General features: G+C 62.4%; 13 protein-coding genes. 11 read left to right on the forward strand and 2 right to left on the reverse strand.

The genetic code is table 11. The features are described 5' to 3' along the window. Nucleotides 1–24 precede the first annotated feature (24 nt). From AC4FS3_RS00385 to AC4FS3_RS00435, 11 genes are all read left to right on the forward strand, one after another. Nucleotides 25–486 carry a GNAT family N-acetyltransferase gene (locus AC4FS3_RS00385; RefSeq protein WP_491018883.1) on the forward strand — a complete coding sequence of 154 codons (462 nt, stop codon included), beginning with the start codon at nucleotides 25–27 and terminating at the stop codon, nucleotides 484–486. A 12-nt stretch (nucleotides 487–498) separates the two neighbouring features. Then, nucleotides 499–1458, forward strand: a complete 960-nt coding sequence (gene speB / locus AC4FS3_RS00390) for an agmatinase (protein WP_491018884.1) — start codon at nucleotides 499–501, stop codon at nucleotides 1456–1458. Nucleotides 1459–1608: 150 nt separating this feature from the next. Beyond that, on the forward strand, nucleotides 1609–5805 hold the full coding sequence (locus AC4FS3_RS00395) for a response regulator (protein ID WP_491018885.1): 4197 nt from the start codon (nucleotides 1609–1611) through the stop codon (nucleotides 5803–5805). Further along, entirely contained in the window at nucleotides 5802–6725 is a 924-nt protein-coding gene (locus AC4FS3_RS00400; RefSeq protein ID WP_491018886.1) for a GGDEF domain-containing protein, read from the forward strand. Before AC4FS3_RS00395 ends, AC4FS3_RS00400 begins: the two co-directional genes overlap by 4 nt. 528 nt (nucleotides 6726–7253) lie before the next feature. Then, complete coding sequence (locus AC4FS3_RS00405; protein ID WP_283176793.1) at nucleotides 7254–7556, forward strand: hypothetical protein; 303 nt, start codon at nucleotides 7254–7256, stop codon at nucleotides 7554–7556. After that, nucleotides 7549–7926: a hypothetical protein gene (locus AC4FS3_RS00410; RefSeq protein WP_283176792.1), complete on the forward strand. Its 378-nt coding sequence runs from the start codon at nucleotides 7549–7551 to the stop codon at nucleotides 7924–7926. The genes AC4FS3_RS00405 and AC4FS3_RS00410 overlap by 8 nt, the downstream gene beginning before the upstream one ends. Nucleotides 7927–7935: 9 nt before the next feature. Further along, nucleotides 7936–8109, forward strand: a complete 174-nt coding sequence (locus tag AC4FS3_RS00415; RefSeq protein WP_092900846.1) for a hypothetical protein — start codon at nucleotides 7936–7938, stop codon at nucleotides 8107–8109. Between the two features lie 4 nt (nucleotides 8110–8113). After that, on the forward strand, nucleotides 8114–9508 hold the full coding sequence (locus tag AC4FS3_RS00420) for an APC family permease (RefSeq protein WP_198837338.1): 1395 nt from the start codon (nucleotides 8114–8116) through the stop codon (nucleotides 9506–9508). A gap of 1 nt (nucleotide 9509) precedes the next feature. After that, the gene (locus AC4FS3_RS00425; RefSeq protein WP_491018887.1) at nucleotides 9510–10199 is read left to right on the forward strand and encodes a hypothetical protein; all 690 of its coding nucleotides are present in this window, start codon (nucleotides 9510–9512) and stop codon (nucleotides 10197–10199) included. After that, nucleotides 10196–10471, forward strand: coding sequence for a hypothetical protein (locus AC4FS3_RS00430; protein ID WP_491018888.1), 276 nt, complete (start codon nucleotides 10196–10198; stop codon nucleotides 10469–10471). Before AC4FS3_RS00425 ends, AC4FS3_RS00430 begins: the two co-directional genes overlap by 4 nt. A 60-nt stretch (nucleotides 10472–10531) precedes the next feature. Then, a complete protein-coding gene (locus AC4FS3_RS00435) occupies nucleotides 10532–11626 on the forward strand; it encodes a glycosyltransferase (RefSeq protein ID WP_491018889.1) in 1095 nt (364 codons plus the stop codon). Between the two features lie 1387 nt (nucleotides 11627–13013). Here the strand turns inward: AC4FS3_RS00435 and AC4FS3_RS00440 are convergent. Both AC4FS3_RS00440 and AC4FS3_RS00445 read right to left on the reverse strand, forming a co-directional pair. After that, nucleotides 13014–13157 carry a hypothetical protein gene (locus AC4FS3_RS00440; RefSeq protein ID WP_491018890.1) on the reverse strand — a complete coding sequence of 48 codons (144 nt, stop codon included), beginning with the start codon at nucleotides 13155–13157 and terminating at the stop codon, nucleotides 13014–13016. After that, nucleotides 13154–14137: an ABC transporter permease gene (locus tag AC4FS3_RS00445; RefSeq protein WP_491018891.1), complete on the reverse strand. Its 984-nt coding sequence runs from the start codon at nucleotides 14135–14137 to the stop codon at nucleotides 13154–13156. Before AC4FS3_RS00445 ends, AC4FS3_RS00440 begins: the two co-directional genes overlap by 4 nt. Nucleotides 14138–14140: the final 3 nt, after the last annotated feature.

Consider the following 14140-nt stretch of genomic DNA (forward strand, 5'->3'; position numbering starts at 1 on the left):
ACCCGGTGCAAAGGGGTATCCGCCATGACCGCGACCATTTCCGAAGAACACCCGCTCACGCCCGATCTGGCGCTGCTGTTTGACCGCCATACCGCTGATATGCACGCTCAGACCCCGCCCGAGAGCATCTATATGATGGATAAATCGGCGCTGGCGGCGGCAGATGCGCGGTTTTTCGTGCTGCGCGAGGCCGGGGCACCCCTGGCGATGGGCGCGCTGAAACGGATCACGCCGGATCATGCCGAGATCAAATCCATGCATGTGCTTTCCGAGGCGCGCGGGCGTGGGCTGTCGTCACAGATGCTGGCACATCTGATCGCGGCGGCGCAGGGGGATGGCTACGGGCGGCTCTCGCTGGAAACCGGGCGCGAAGAGATTTTCACCCCGGCAAGGCGGCTTTATGAAAAGGCCGGGTTCACCGAATGCGAGGCCTTTGGCGATTACAGCCATGACCCGAATTCGCTTTATATGACGCGCGCGCTGTAAGGAGCCTATCACATGACCCGCATCCTCCATGAACCCGTCGATGCCTCCCGGGTGCCGCGTTTCGCAGGTCGGCCGAGCTTTATGCGGTTGCCCACCCCGGACACACCCGAGGGCCTTGATATCGCGCTGGTCGGCATCCCCTGGGATGGCGGCACCACCAACCGCGCCGGCGCCCGCCATGGCCCGCGCGAGGTCCGCAACCAGTCAAGCCTGATGCGGCGCGGCCATCATGTCTCGGGCGTGATCCCCTATGAGCTGGTCTCGGTGGCGGATGTCGGCGATATCGAAGTGCAGCCCATCGACCTGATGGCGGCGCTCGCGCAGATCGAGGCGGGGATTGCAGCGATCTGTGCGGCGGGGGCGCTGCCTCTGTCGGTCGGGGGTGACCATCTGACGACGCTGCCGGTCCTGCGTGCGATCCATAAGGCGCGGGGCGAAGGGCCGCTGGGCCTTGTGCAGTTCGATGCCCATTCCGACACCAATGACCGCTATTTCGGCGACAATCTCTACACCCATGGCACCCCTTTCCGCCGTGCCATCGAAGAGGGGATCCTCGACCCGCAGAAGATCGTGCAGATCGGCATTCGCGGCTCGGTCTATGCCGCTGATGAACATCAGTGGGCGAAAGACCAGGGCATCCGCATCATCTATATCGAAGAGGCCGACCGGCTTGGCCCGCAAGGTGTGGTGGATGAAGTGCATCGCATCCTGGGCGACACGCCCTGCTATGTCACCTTTGACATTGACGGGATCGACCCCTCGATGGCGCCCGGCACCGGCACGCCCGAAATCGGCGGCTTCACCACCCGCGAAGCCCAGACCATGGTGCGCGGCCTTGCCGGCCTGAACATCAGGGGCGCGGATGTGGTCGAGGTATCTCCGCCTTTCGATATCGGCGGGCTGACAGCGCTGACCGGTGCAACAATTCTCTTCGAACTTCTCTGCGTGATTTCGGCCGGCCTGAAGCGCTGACCCGTAGCGATCGCACAGAAACACCGCCCCTGCCCCCGCGAAAACGGGCAGATCATCTATTTCTGGTTGTATTAAATGCTTCACTTATCAGAAAGGGTTGTATCATAAAGAAGATACAGTCACCTACTTTGGTTACCGGATCCCGATAACATGAGAGTTCGTCTGCCAGGCTGGATCACCCAACCGACACTCAGAATGTCGATCATCGCAATCCTGTTGGTCGTGCTCCTGCCGACCCTGGGCGTCGTTGCAATGGCCTTGCTGAATGTCGGGCAATCCTTCCGGACCCTGTCAGAGCAACGGCTGCTGGAAACCGCGCATATTCTCGCGCGCACGACTGAAAGCGAGATCAGCGTCACCGGGCGGCTGCTGCATGCGATCCGCAGCGGACAGGGCCAGAACGGCAACGAGGTAGCGCCGGGCGTCTCGATCCTGCCCAACCGCGAAGAAGAGGGCACCTATAAGCTTTTCACCCTGCGGCGTGATGCCACCGGCAAGATCATCGCACCAGAGTTCAGCGAAGCCGAGGTCGCCCGACTGGTATTGCAGGCCGCCGAGAGCGGCAGAATGCAGGTCTCAAACCTGCTGCCTCCACGGTTTGACGACGACCAGCCCCGGGTGGCAATCGCTTATCCTGAAGCCGCTCCCGAAGGCGCGATGGCGGATGGCGGGCAGCTGATCCATGTTGTCGCGGTCACCGACCACCCGTCCAGCCTGCTCCACTCGTTGACTGATGACAGCATGGGAGAGAGCAATGCCGTGCTGGCGATCACCGATGGCACCGGGCGGCTGCTGGCGCGCTCGGTCGATGGCGACCGTATGCTGGGGCGCAAAGTGCCCGACTGGGAACAGCTGACGGCCATGGGCGCCGAAAGCGGCAGCTTCCGGGCGACCACGATGGAGGGTCGCGCCATCATGTTCTCGTTCCAGAAGATCCCGAATACCCCGGGATGGGTTGCCGTGGTCGGCGAGCCGCTGGTCACATTCGATGCCCGCTGGGAACACCCGATCCGCTCGATGATCCTTATGTCGGTGGGAACGATCGCAGTGGCACTGCTGTTGGCACTGGTGCTGGTGCGTGGCCTGCTGCAGCCGATCCACGATCTTGCGCAGCGATCCGATAAGATCGCGCGCGTCGGCGGTGCCTCGGATGAGGCCTCTGTCAGCATCCCACCTGCCCGTATCCGTGAATTCGAAACGCTGCGGCGCAGCCTTGAACTGGCAGACCGTAAAATGCGCGGGCGGCTTGCAGAAAGCCGCGCCGCAGAGGCAGCCTCGCGCGCCAATCTCGACGCGATGGAGCGGGCGGAGCGACTTGCAAGGATCGGCTCCTGGACGCTGGATCTTGCCAGCGGCAGATTCCGCTTTTCGGAAATGATGGCCGAAATGAACGGCCGGTCCACCAAAGACCTGGTCACGGTGGAAGATCTGAAACGGATGATGCCCGAAGCGGATTTCAACCGGGTAAGCGATGCCATTGCCCGCTGCCTTGAAACCGGCGAGTCCTATACCGTGGATGTGCAGCATTACACATCCGGTGGCGGCACTTTCGCGGCCGAGATCCGCGGCGGCGTGCTGCACGACGAGGCCGGTGCCATCTCTGGTCTCAGCGGCACCGTCCAGGATGTCAGCGAGCGCGAGGCGTCCCGCGCCCAGATGACCGCCATCGCCGACAGCCTGCCCAATGGGGCAATCTACCGGCTCGATTTCCTGACCCCCGAGCTTGGCCTGACAGGCGGGACGGTAACGCGTAAGGAAATGCGCTTCTCCTATGTCAGCGCCGGTATCGATGCGCTGATCGGCATCCCTCACGATGCGCTGATCCGGGACCCCTCGCTCTTTATCGAAGCCGTACATCCCGAGGACCGCGCCCGCTATCTTGAAACCTCGCGTCTCGCGACCGCTTCGGGCACGAATTTCGAATGCGAATTCCGCCTGATTCGCCCTGATGGCGAGGTCATCTGGATCCAGGTCCGCTCGGCGCCGCGCGCTTCCGAGGCGGGGCGGATCTGGGACGGGATCATCCTCGACGTCACCCCGGCCCATAAGGCCGCAGAAGCGCTGCGCCGGGCCAAGGAAGACGCCGAGGCCGCCGAACATGCCAAGAGCGATTTCCTCGCCACCATGAGCCATGAGATCCGCACGCCGATGAATTCGGTGATCGGGATGACCCGGCTCGCACTGCAGACGCAGCTTGATCCCAAACAGCGCGCCTATCTTGGCAAGATCAATGATTCCGCCAATGTCCTGATGGGAATAATCAATGATATCCTCGACTTTTCCAAGATCGAGGCAGGTGGCATGATGTTGGAAAAATCGGTGTTCCGGCTGGAATCCGTGCTGGAATCGGTAGCATCAGTCACCGCACTCAAGGCCGAGGAAAAGGCGCTGGAGTTCACTTTCGTGGTGGCCCCCGGCACGGCGCAATACTGGCGCGGCGATTCCCTGCGGCTGGCCCAGGTTCTTACCAACCTCGTCAGCAATGCGGTGAAATTCACCTCTGACGGCGATGTGGTCGTCTCGATCTGCGCGCTTCCCGAGGCGCCTGCGGGGGTGCATCAGTTGTTCTTCACCGTCAGAGATACCGGGATCGGCCTCAGTCAGGATCAGATCGGCGGGCTCTTTCGCCCCTTCTCCCAGGGGGACAGCGATACCGCCCGCAAATTCGGCGGCACCGGGCTTGGTCTTGCGATCAGCCGGCGCATCGTCGAACTGATGGGCGGTACGATCTGGGTGGAAAGCCGGCCGGGCCATGGCAGCACCTTCTGCTTTACGGTCGAACTAGAACCTGCCGCACCCGAGATTGTCCCCGGGTCTCTGATGCAGATTTCCGCAAGCCTCGGCACAAGGCGCGTGCTGATCGTCGATGATAACGAAACTGCGCGGGTGGCGCTTTCTGAGATCGTTGACAGTTTCGGCATGGATTCGGTCGCGGTCGACAGTGGTGAGGCGGCATTGCGTTTGCTGCACCGCACTCAGACCGGAGACGAGCCCTTCGATATCGTGCTTTCAGACTGGCGTATGCCAGGGATGGACGGGCTGGAACTGGCCCGCGCCATCCGCAGCGACGCGCAGCTGGTGAACATGCCCGCCGTGCTGATGGTGACGGCCTATGGCCACCAACTCGTGATGGCAGAGGCGACCCGGATCGGCCTGCAGGGCGTGCTGCTCAAGCCGGTGACGCGTTCGATGATCCTCAACACGTTCATGGAGGTGCTGTCGGTCGCTCCGGTCGATGGCTTCAACCGCGCCCCGGAACCAAAGATAACGGAGAACACTGATCTGAAACGGATTCTCGGGGGACGCAAGATCCTCGTCGTCGATGACAATGCCCTGAACCGCGAGGTCGTTGGAGAATTCCTCGACCTCGTCGGGGTGGTGGTCACGACGGCGGAAAACGGGAGCGAAGCCATCGCGAGGATGAAAGAGCACCGGTTTGACGCGGTCCTGATGGATGTGCATATGCCGGTGATGAACGGGCTTGAAGCGATCCGCGAGATCCGCCGCAGCCCGGAATGGTCAAACCTTCCGGTTGTCGCATTGACGGCCCAGGCCAGGGTCGAGGACGAGCGTGAAAGTATCGCAGCCGGCATGAGCGCGCATCTCACCAAACCGCTTGATGAACAGGCCCTGTTCCGCATGCTTTGTGATCTGATCACCGCGACGGATGCGGGGGAAGAATCGGCTCCCTCGCCGGGCTCCCACCCCTCTGCTGCGCCTGCGCCCGCTCTACCCGAATACCGCGCCGATTTGTCTAAACTCCTGCGTCGTTTCGGCGGCTCGCGTGACCGGCTTTTGCGATTTATCAACGGCTTTCTGCGTGACTTCGGAGATATGGCTGAACGGTTCGCAGAGATGAATGTCGAGACGGATATCACCAGGATCGCGGAATTCTCCCATCGGGTGAAGGGGGTGGTCGGCTATGTCGAGGCAGAGAGCCTCTTCGCTATGTCGGGCACGGTCGAGACGGCCGCACGTCAGGGCGATATCGGCGGCGTTCAGGCTGTTTCGGAACATTTCCGGCAGTTGATGGCGGAATGCGTGGCCGGGCTGCGTCAGCTGGCCGCAGAGATGCAGGCTGAGCCGGTGCAAGCGGGTGCGGCAGGTCTGTCGGCCCAGGAGGCCTGGGAACAGCTGGAAATCACCCTGCCGCTGGTCGCGGCCGGTGACTTTGCGGCACGTGCCAATCTGCATGCCCTGGCCGAGGGGCTGACGGATACACATCTGCGAAAGCAGGTAAGGTTCGGGCTGGAACAATTCGAGGATCTGGAGCTGGGACCGGCGATCGTCACACTGCGCGGGGTCAGCGATGCACTCGCCACCACGATGCGGAGGACAGATGCATGAAAGCGTCGACCGCCCCGGCAGGTTCTCAGCCCGCGACGGTTCTGGTCGTCGATGACGACCGGCTGAACCGCGTCGCGCTGGCAGAGCTGTTGCAGCCAGATTTCCGGGTGCTGATGGCCCGGGACGGACCATCAGGGCTCGAGATCCTGACGCGTGAGGCGGTGAACCTCGTCTTGCTGGATGTCTCTATGCCCGGGATGGACGGCTATGATGTGTTGCGCGCCATTCGCGCAGCGGAACATACCAGCAATCTTCCGGTGATCTTCATCACCGGCAGGTCAGATGCCACGGATGAAGAGCGCGGGCTGCTGCTGGGCGCCGCCGATTTCGTGCATAAGCCCATTCGCCCGGCCATTGTTCGCGCCAGGGTCATGACGCATCTGCGACTGGCCCGTCAACGCAACGAGATGGAGGCGCTCGCCTCGCTGGATGGCCTGACCGGCATCGCCAATCGGCGTTGCTTTGACGCAACCATGGATCGCGTGGCTCGCCAGACCACGCGAAGCAGTGATGTTTTCGGCATCGCCCTGTTCGATGTCGACCATTTCAAGCAATATAATGATCACTACGGCCATGGCGCCGGGGATCAGGCCTTGCGCACTGTGGCGGTCACTCTGACCAGGTTCGCCCGGCGCGCCGGTGAGCTGGCGGCCCGATACGGTGGCGAAGAGTTTGTCTTGCTGCTCCCGGGCTGCTCTGACCTGGAGGAGGTGATGAACAGCTTCCGCCAGAGCGTTGCAGATGCCAGGATCCCCCATGAACGCTCAGAGACCTCGGACTGGCTGACGGTCAGCGGGGGCGGCGTTGTGGTCCCTGCGGTTGCGCTGGCGCAATCCCGCGATTCGCTGGCATTGGCGGATCAGTTGCTCTACCGCGCCAAAGCCGGGGGCCGGAACCGTGTAATAGTGGAACAGGCCTGAGCATTGCCATCTCACCAGGACCAGCATCCGCCCTCAGCCGCAGGCGGCTGATACCCCGGAGAGGTCTCGTGTCCCGGCTCTGCGGCGGATTCATCCGGTCTCATCCTTTCGTGGAACAAACCAGAGCGGAATTGAACCGGATCCGAAATCTGACCAGTCGCCGGATCGTGGATCAGATCAGAGAACCCGTCATCGTCATCCACAAACCCCGGGTCGCATTGCGCAGGAACCGGGGTTTCGCGCCACAGAAATGCGGCGCTGCGGCGAAGACATATCTGACGGAAACAACAGAGATATTCGACATTATCGCGCCCGCTCTCCGGAATTATCCCGCCATATCAGACGTCGATTTCAGTGTTCTTATTCTGCCTGTTTTCTGCGCAGAAAGCCTTAATTCCCTGCACAAGAAACTTGACAGAATGTCGCAGCACGCGCTCACTGTGGGGAAAAAGTTTTCAAACACAGAAAACAAACGCCAGGGCCCGGCGCGGAAATATCCATCATCAGGGCCTCAGGGAGGGATGCAAAGTGTCAGATCTGACGAAACGGATCGAGACCATGCACCGGCGCGATGTCGCCGTGGCATGGGCCTTCGTTCTGGGCTTGTGGTTTGCGATCATCTTTGTCGCCATTGGCACCTGGTCGCTCGCGCCTTCGGGCACGACGCGTGCGGTGCTGCTGACCGGCGGCGCCGTTGTGCTCCTGTTCAACACCGCAGCAATTCTCGCGATGCTGCGCCATTACCGCGAAGACCGCGACTTCATGTATGGGCTGGATATCCAGTTCCTTGATGAAGCCCGCGACGCGAAGCGGAGGCGGAAACATGGCTAAATATACCGCCCCCGTGCAAAGCAAGATCGGCCAGATCATTGACGTGATCGTCCTTCTGATCATGGCCATCGGCGCGCTCTACATCCCCTTGTGGATGGGCATGGCCGGCTCTTCAAAGGAACCCGTCACCGTCGAGAACCCCACCTGGGAAGCACTTGGCCAGAACCCGGCCATGGTCGGCCAATGGGAGAAGCTTGGCTTCAGCGACCCGGCCGCCGCCGCCGAGCTGATCACCGCGCGCTTCGACTATTCCTTCTCGATCTCGTCGCTGATCGTGATGATCGTGGTCATCGTGGGCTATTACGCAATTCTGCTGCGGTTTTCTGAAAAAGAATACTGCGATGTTATCGCTGAAAAATTCGGCGAGTAAGGGCAGCACATGGATCTCTGGAACTATCTTGAATATGCGGCCTGGGCCGCATCGGCGCTGTTTGGCGTGTTCATCGTGATCGACTGGATCAAGACCGACAGCCAATACAGTGAAGAGTTTCTGACTTCGTCGCGCGAAGGCGAGCTGGAAGCGCTCACCGAAGAACAGCATCATCGGGGGTGAGGGAATGGCACAGGAACAACAAACCGAACATGTCGGCCTTGCCCGCGTTCTTGGCCCCGCCCATGTCTGGGCGCTCGGGGTCGGCATCGTGCTGGTCGGCGAATATATGGGCTGGAATTTCGCGGTCGGAAAGGGCGGTGCCTATGCGGCGCTGATCGCCTGCTGGTTCGCGGGCATCCTCTACAGCTGCGTTGCGATGATCGATTCCGAGGTCACCTCGACGGTCGCGGCTGCGGGCGGCCAATATACCCAGGCCAAGCATATCGTCGGCCCGCTGATGGCCTTCAATGTGGGGCTTTATCTCGTCTTCGCCTATACGATGCTTGAGGCGGCGAATGCGATCACGGTGGGCTTCCTCGTCGATACGGTGGCCACGATGTCGGGCCATTCCGGCGTGCTGGATCAGCGGCCGTTCATCATTCTGGCGATCATGTTCCTCGCCTGGCTGAACTATCGCGGCGTGCTGGCAACGCTGACCTTCAACCTCGTCATCACCGCCATCGCCTTCTCGGCAGTGATCATCCTGTTCCTCGCGACTTCGGGCATCTTTACCACCAGCCCGTTGCAACATGCGGAACTGATGAGCGGCCCCGCCTCCCTGCCCTATGGCTGGCTTGGCATCCTGGCGGCGATGCATTTCGGGCTTTGGTATTACCTTGGGATCGAGGGCACCACCCAGGCCGCTGAAGAAGTGCGTTCACCGGCGCGGTCGTTGCCCTTCGGCACGCTTGCCGGGGTGATGACCCTGGCGATTGCGGCCACGCTGACCTGGTATGTCTGCTCTGGCCTGATGCCCTGGGAATATCTTGGCCAGGCCGGGGTGCCGCTGTTTGACGCCGCGCGGCTGTCGGGATCGACCTTCCTGATGGTGCTGTTGGGGATCGGCACGCTGTTCGCGACGCTGGCCTCGGCCAATGGCTGTATCAATGACGCGAGCCGCGCCTGGTTCGCGATGGGGCGCGACCGCTATCTGCCCGGCTGGTTCGGGGCGGTGCATCCGCGCTATCGCACCCCGTATCGCGCGATCATCTTCCTGGTGCCGATCGCGCTGATCTTCGCCCTTGGTGCACCGATCGATCAGGTGATCACCTTCTCGATCCTTTCAGGATTGCTCGGCTATACCTTCATGCCGCTGAACATCATCCTGTTTCGCCGCAAATGGCCGCTCGATTCGATTAAGCGCGGCTATGAGCATCCGTTCCATCCGGTGCCGGCTTTCGTACTGCTTGCGCTGTGTGGCACCACCTTCTTCGCGGTGTTCCTCGGTTATGGCACTCAGCTTGTGGCGATGATTGCCTTCTATATCGTCGTCTCGCTGTGGTTCCACTTCTGGCGCTACCGCTTCGTCAACCGGGGCGCGCAGTTCACCATGCCCTGGCCGAAACCGCGTGGTTACTGAAATGGAAGCGGGCATTCTCGCCCTTATTCTCGGCGGGGGGCTGGTCATTCTGGCCCTCCGTCTTTCGCGCGCGACCCGCGCCCGCCGCACCGCGCGCGAGGGATATTTCGACCTGATTGCTCCGCATATGACCGGCCTCAGACGCGCGGTGATGCCCACGGGTTTCGCCCGCATCTCGGGCCAGATCGGCGGCCAGCTGACCGATCTGCAACTGATCCCCGACACGCTGACCTGGCGGAAACTGCCGGTGCTCTGGCTTTTGGTTACGCAGCCCGGCGCGCTGCCCGTGTCGCAGCGGATCGATCTCATGGTCCGCCCGCGCGGGGTCGAGCCTTTCTCGACCTTTGACACCCTGCCGCATCAGACCATCCTGCCGCAGGATTTTCCCTTTGACGCCAGCCTGCGCAGCGAGACCCCGCTTTCTCCCGCCGAGGCCGCCCTTCTTCAGCGCCATCAGCATCTGCTGCAAGACCCCCGCATCAAAGAGCTGATCATCGCCCCCGAGGGGCTGCGCCTGACCTTTTTCGCCGATGAGGCCGAACGCGGCCGCTACCTGATTTTCCGCGAGGCCGAGATGGGCCGCGATGCGCTGGAGCCAGAAACCCTCGCGCCCCTTCTCGAGGCGCTGGCCGATCTGCGCGCCGATATCCTTGCCGGGGTCGCTGACAAAGACGCAAGGAAATCCGCATGAAAACGCCCCCGAACCCCTATCTTGTGCTGGGGTCTGCCATTGTGCTGCCGGGCTCCGGCCAGGTCTGGAACGGCGAGCCGCTGCGCGGGCTGATATTTCTGTTCTTCATCTTCCTGCTGGGCGGTTTCACCCTGATCACCGCCGGGCCGGAAATCTCTTTCGTCGGCCGCTATGCCGGCGGGTTCTTCGTCTGGGCCATGGCGATTTTCGACGCGTACAAGCGCGCCCGCATCCGCACCGAGATAGCCGCCCATAAGGCTCGCGCCACCTGAGCCCCCTTCGCCCCGCAGCCGTTCCGCGCTATAGAAAGCGCAGGTGTTATGGGGGTGAGGATGGATCTCTGTCTCAATATGATCGTGCGCGACGAGGCGCCGATCATTGCGGAAACGCTGGCAAATATCCTCGACCATATCGAAATCTCGACCTGGGTGATCCATGATACCGGCTCACGCGATGCGACGCCGCAGATCATCCGCGATTTCTTCGAGACGCGCGGCATTCCCGGGCTGCTGGCCTTCCGCGACTGGGAGAATTTCGGCGCCAACCGGCAATATGCGCTGAAGGATGCAGAGGGCCGCGCCGAATTCGCGTTGATTTTCGACGCCGATGACGGGTTTGAAGGCACGCTGCCCGGGATGCCGCAGGATTGTGACTCGCTGACGCTGAACATGAAGCGCGGGGCGATCACCTATCCGACCAAGCTGATCTTGCGCAATGATGGCCGTTACCGCTGGCGCGGCGTGGTGCATGAGGGGCTGTATTTCCAGGGCGCGCCTGACCGTGCGCCCATCAGCGGGCCGGAAAAGGTCGTGCATCTGCCAGGCGATTACGCGGTGATCAGCCGGTCAGCGGGGGCGCGCTCGCGCGATCCGGTCACCTTCCTGCGCGATGCCGCGATGCTGGCGAAAGCGGTGGCGACGCTGCCTGACGCCGACCGCGACCTGCTGCCACGCTACGCGTTTTATTGTGCCAATTCCTGGCGCGATGCCGGCGCCTCGCATGAAGCGATCCACTGGTATCGCCGCCGCATCGACCTCGGCGGCTGGAAGGATGAGCTTTACCTGTCCTGGATGGGGCTTGGGATCGAACTGCGCAAGACGGGCGATACAGAAGGCGCGATCCAGGCCTTTATGAAAGGGCATGAGGTCTGTTCCGACCGCGCCGAATGCCTGTTCCATCTGGTGCAGTTGCTCCGGGCCGAAGCGCGCCCGGAGATGGCGCTGATCCTCGCGCGCGAAGGGCTGAAGATCCCGCTGCCAGCGCGGACGCGGCTGTTTCTCTGGTTCGACATCTACGCCTACTGGATGGATTTCGAATATCTGATGTGCCTCAGGGCGCTGAACCGGCTGGCCGAGGGCGAAGAGGCGCTGGCGCGGATGCAGGCAGCCCATGCGCCGGCGCATCTCTTCGCGCTGATCACCGGTTGACCGGGCGCAGTCGCGGCCGATCTTGCCAGGCGCCGGCATATCAGCGATCACGATGATCTCATGCATGATTGCGGGCAGCGGATGACTGGCGATCTCTGCGCGTTACCTGTCCGGGACATCGCCGCGCGGGATCGGGTTGATCGCTGCGCTGGTCGCAGCGATCAGATTATCGCGCCCGGGCGCTGCATCACACAGCCTGAAGGCGCCGCCCGCGATTGCATTTTTCGTGGAGATTTACGCGGGCGGAGGCAGACGGAGGCCATCTGAAGCGCCGTATGGAGGCCACCAAAGACATGCGCTGATCGGGATCTAAAACCATCATGATGGACCGCGTCTTGGCGCCTGAGCACCGCGTGCAAACCGTCCGGGCGCACCTCTCGTCGGAATCCGCGGGGACGGCACTTTGTTCCGACCGTAAGACCTGTGCCCGCCCCTACATCTATGTCGTGGGGACCTGTTTCGCCGCCGGCAGCCTCATGCTCGCGGACCGGAGGATAAGGCTTCACACTCCCAGCATGCAGGCCCGGGTCCGTGCCTGTACCCGCACAAATGTCAGTCAAGGCGCGCTCGCCGGGATGCGGCTGGCGGGACCGGCACTTCAGGCCAAGGTTCGTCTCATGTCCGCCGCCTTTCCCACCACCATTTCGCGAGACTGTCCTGCCGCATAACCAGATTGCGCTGTCGCCGCGCCTTACGCGCCTTGCCGGGGTCTGTTGGCAAAACACCACCAGTGACAACGGCACCTGCACGCCGACGGAATGCGCGCGCCACCGGATCATTGATGGCGTCGGTCACCTGGTCCTGATCGGCGGAAGCTGCGTTTCGCGACCGGGAGTTACCCGTCGCGCCTGCTCCACAACGGCGTCCGGGCCAGTTACACGAAGCTGCGGTCGGGGGAGCGGGCTCGGCGCATTCTGCTTTCAGAGCTGAACTCCGAAGGCGACCTTTCGGCGTGCCCCGACCGCCCTGTTCAAAAATCAGCAGCAATCTCGCAATATCGGCGGCGAACAGGCGGTGTGGAGCGCGGTTCTGCCGGTTTCCCACGTCCCAACCGCCCACATATGCGGCAGCGATCATCTGATTTTCGGCGGGATCCGCGATCTGCTGCCCGACCTTGCCCCCTGGCCGGTGGCCCCCGCGCGCGCCGAAAGCGGCACCACGCTGAGCCTGTCATTCCAGGCGACGGCCCGACCGGGGAGCTCCGGCGCCACCTCGTGATCGGCCGCGATATCAGGGCCAAGGTCGGGTTCAGATATGGCACCGCCGCCCGGATCAAAGATGTAATCTCAAGGCATTCGGCCGTGGGCGCGAGCTATGACATTGATGTCATGGGCTGGGCGTCTTTACAGAGTCGCGCATTTGGCTGATGCCGGGCCGGGAGGCAGACTCATGCGGCAGGATGCGGCTGCGGTCTCTCGCGCGCGACAGCCCCCTCAGAGATACAGTCAGAAACCAGCTGAAAGCGGCGCCGCAGCGCGGCATAATGCGCCTCCTCCCCGAGCGCGCGGGTGGTTTTCACCTCGGCCTTCATCTGTGCAGCCCCTCTCGCCGCAAGCCATAGCTCAGCGCCAGCACCGCGAAGACAAGCGCGCCGATGCCGACCTGTTGCCAGTAAAAATTCCACCCGATCAGCAAAAGGCCATTACGGACCATGCCCAGAAGCAAGACCCCGATCAGCGTGCCATGAACCGAAGGCCGGCCGTCCCTTCGCAAGGTGGTGCCGATAAAGGCCGCGCCGATGGCGTCGAGCAGATAGCCATTTCCCGATATCGGGATGTAGGATCGCACCGTCGCGGTCAGGAGGATACCGGCTACTCCGCTCAGCAGCGCGGCGATCAGCCAGACCCGGGCCAGTACGAAAGCCGTGCTGATCCCGGAATAATGCGCGGCATCGGGTGCGGCCCCGATGGCAGAGATCTCACGCCCCAGCCGCCCGCGATGCAGGATGACCCAGGCCCCGGCCGCCACCAGCACCAGAACGAGCACAGGGGTCGGAATGCCCAGCACATCCGAGCGGCCAATCGCCCCCAGAGTTTCGGCGTAAGACCTGTTGCCCAGATAGATCGGGCTGCCGCCGCCGGTCAGCAGCCGCTGCGCCGACTGGCCGATGAACAACAGCGCAAGGGTTGCAAGAAACGGGTTCAGCCGCAGCTTCGCGATCAGGAGCACATTCGCAATGCCGACCAGCACAGCAGCCGCCAGGCCGAGACTGATCGCAAAAGGGGCCGCGACTGCGGCTGAAAGCGCAAAGGCAAAGCCAAAGCTTGCCGCGTCCACAGCCACCCCGGTCGAAAGATCGATGCCACCGGATTTCACGACGAATGTCATGCCGATGGCGACGATGCCGAGGATGGCCACGTTATTGACGAGGATATTTCGCAGGTTACCGGCAGTCAGGAAGGCAGGGGCGGAGAGCGCGAAGAACATAAACAGGAAGGCAAAGGCGATCAGCAGCGCCGAGCCGGCCAGTCTTTCGCCGATCAGCCCGGCGCGGGGCAGCGCGATACTCATGGT

Source organism: Pseudogemmobacter sp. TB195 (genome assembly GCF_058313095.1).

Excerpts from the sequence above, each read along its gene's own strand:
- AC4FS3_RS00440 (WP_491018890.1), bottom strand. The coding sequence starts at position 13,157 with ATGAAGGCCGAGGTGAAAACCACCCGCGCGCTCGGGGAGGAGGCGCAT.
- AC4FS3_RS00385 (WP_491018883.1), top strand. The coding sequence starts at position 25 with ATGACCGCGACCATTTCCGAAGAACACCCGCTCACGCCCGATCTGGCG.
- AC4FS3_RS00445 (WP_491018891.1), bottom strand. The coding sequence starts at position 14,137 with ATGAGTATCGCGCTGCCCCGCGCCGGGCTGATCGGCGAAAGACTGGCC.
- speB (WP_491018884.1), top strand. The coding sequence starts at position 499 with ATGACCCGCATCCTCCATGAACCCGTCGATGCCTCCCGGGTGCCGCGT.
- AC4FS3_RS00395 (WP_491018885.1), top strand. The coding sequence starts at position 1,609 with ATGAGAGTTCGTCTGCCAGGCTGGATCACCCAACCGACACTCAGAATG.
- AC4FS3_RS00425 (WP_491018887.1), top strand. The coding sequence starts at position 9,510 with ATGGAAGCGGGCATTCTCGCCCTTATTCTCGGCGGGGGGCTGGTCATT.
- AC4FS3_RS00420 (WP_198837338.1), top strand. The coding sequence starts at position 8,114 with ATGGCACAGGAACAACAAACCGAACATGTCGGCCTTGCCCGCGTTCTT.
- AC4FS3_RS00415 (WP_092900846.1), top strand. The coding sequence starts at position 7,936 with ATGGATCTCTGGAACTATCTTGAATATGCGGCCTGGGCCGCATCGGCG.
- AC4FS3_RS00430 (WP_491018888.1), top strand. The coding sequence starts at position 10,196 with ATGAAAACGCCCCCGAACCCCTATCTTGTGCTGGGGTCTGCCATTGTG.
- AC4FS3_RS00410 (WP_283176792.1), top strand. The coding sequence starts at position 7,549 with ATGGCTAAATATACCGCCCCCGTGCAAAGCAAGATCGGCCAGATCATT.
- AC4FS3_RS00435 (WP_491018889.1), top strand. The coding sequence starts at position 10,532 with ATGGATCTCTGTCTCAATATGATCGTGCGCGACGAGGCGCCGATCATT.
- AC4FS3_RS00400 (WP_491018886.1), top strand. The coding sequence starts at position 5,802 with ATGAAAGCGTCGACCGCCCCGGCAGGTTCTCAGCCCGCGACGGTTCTG.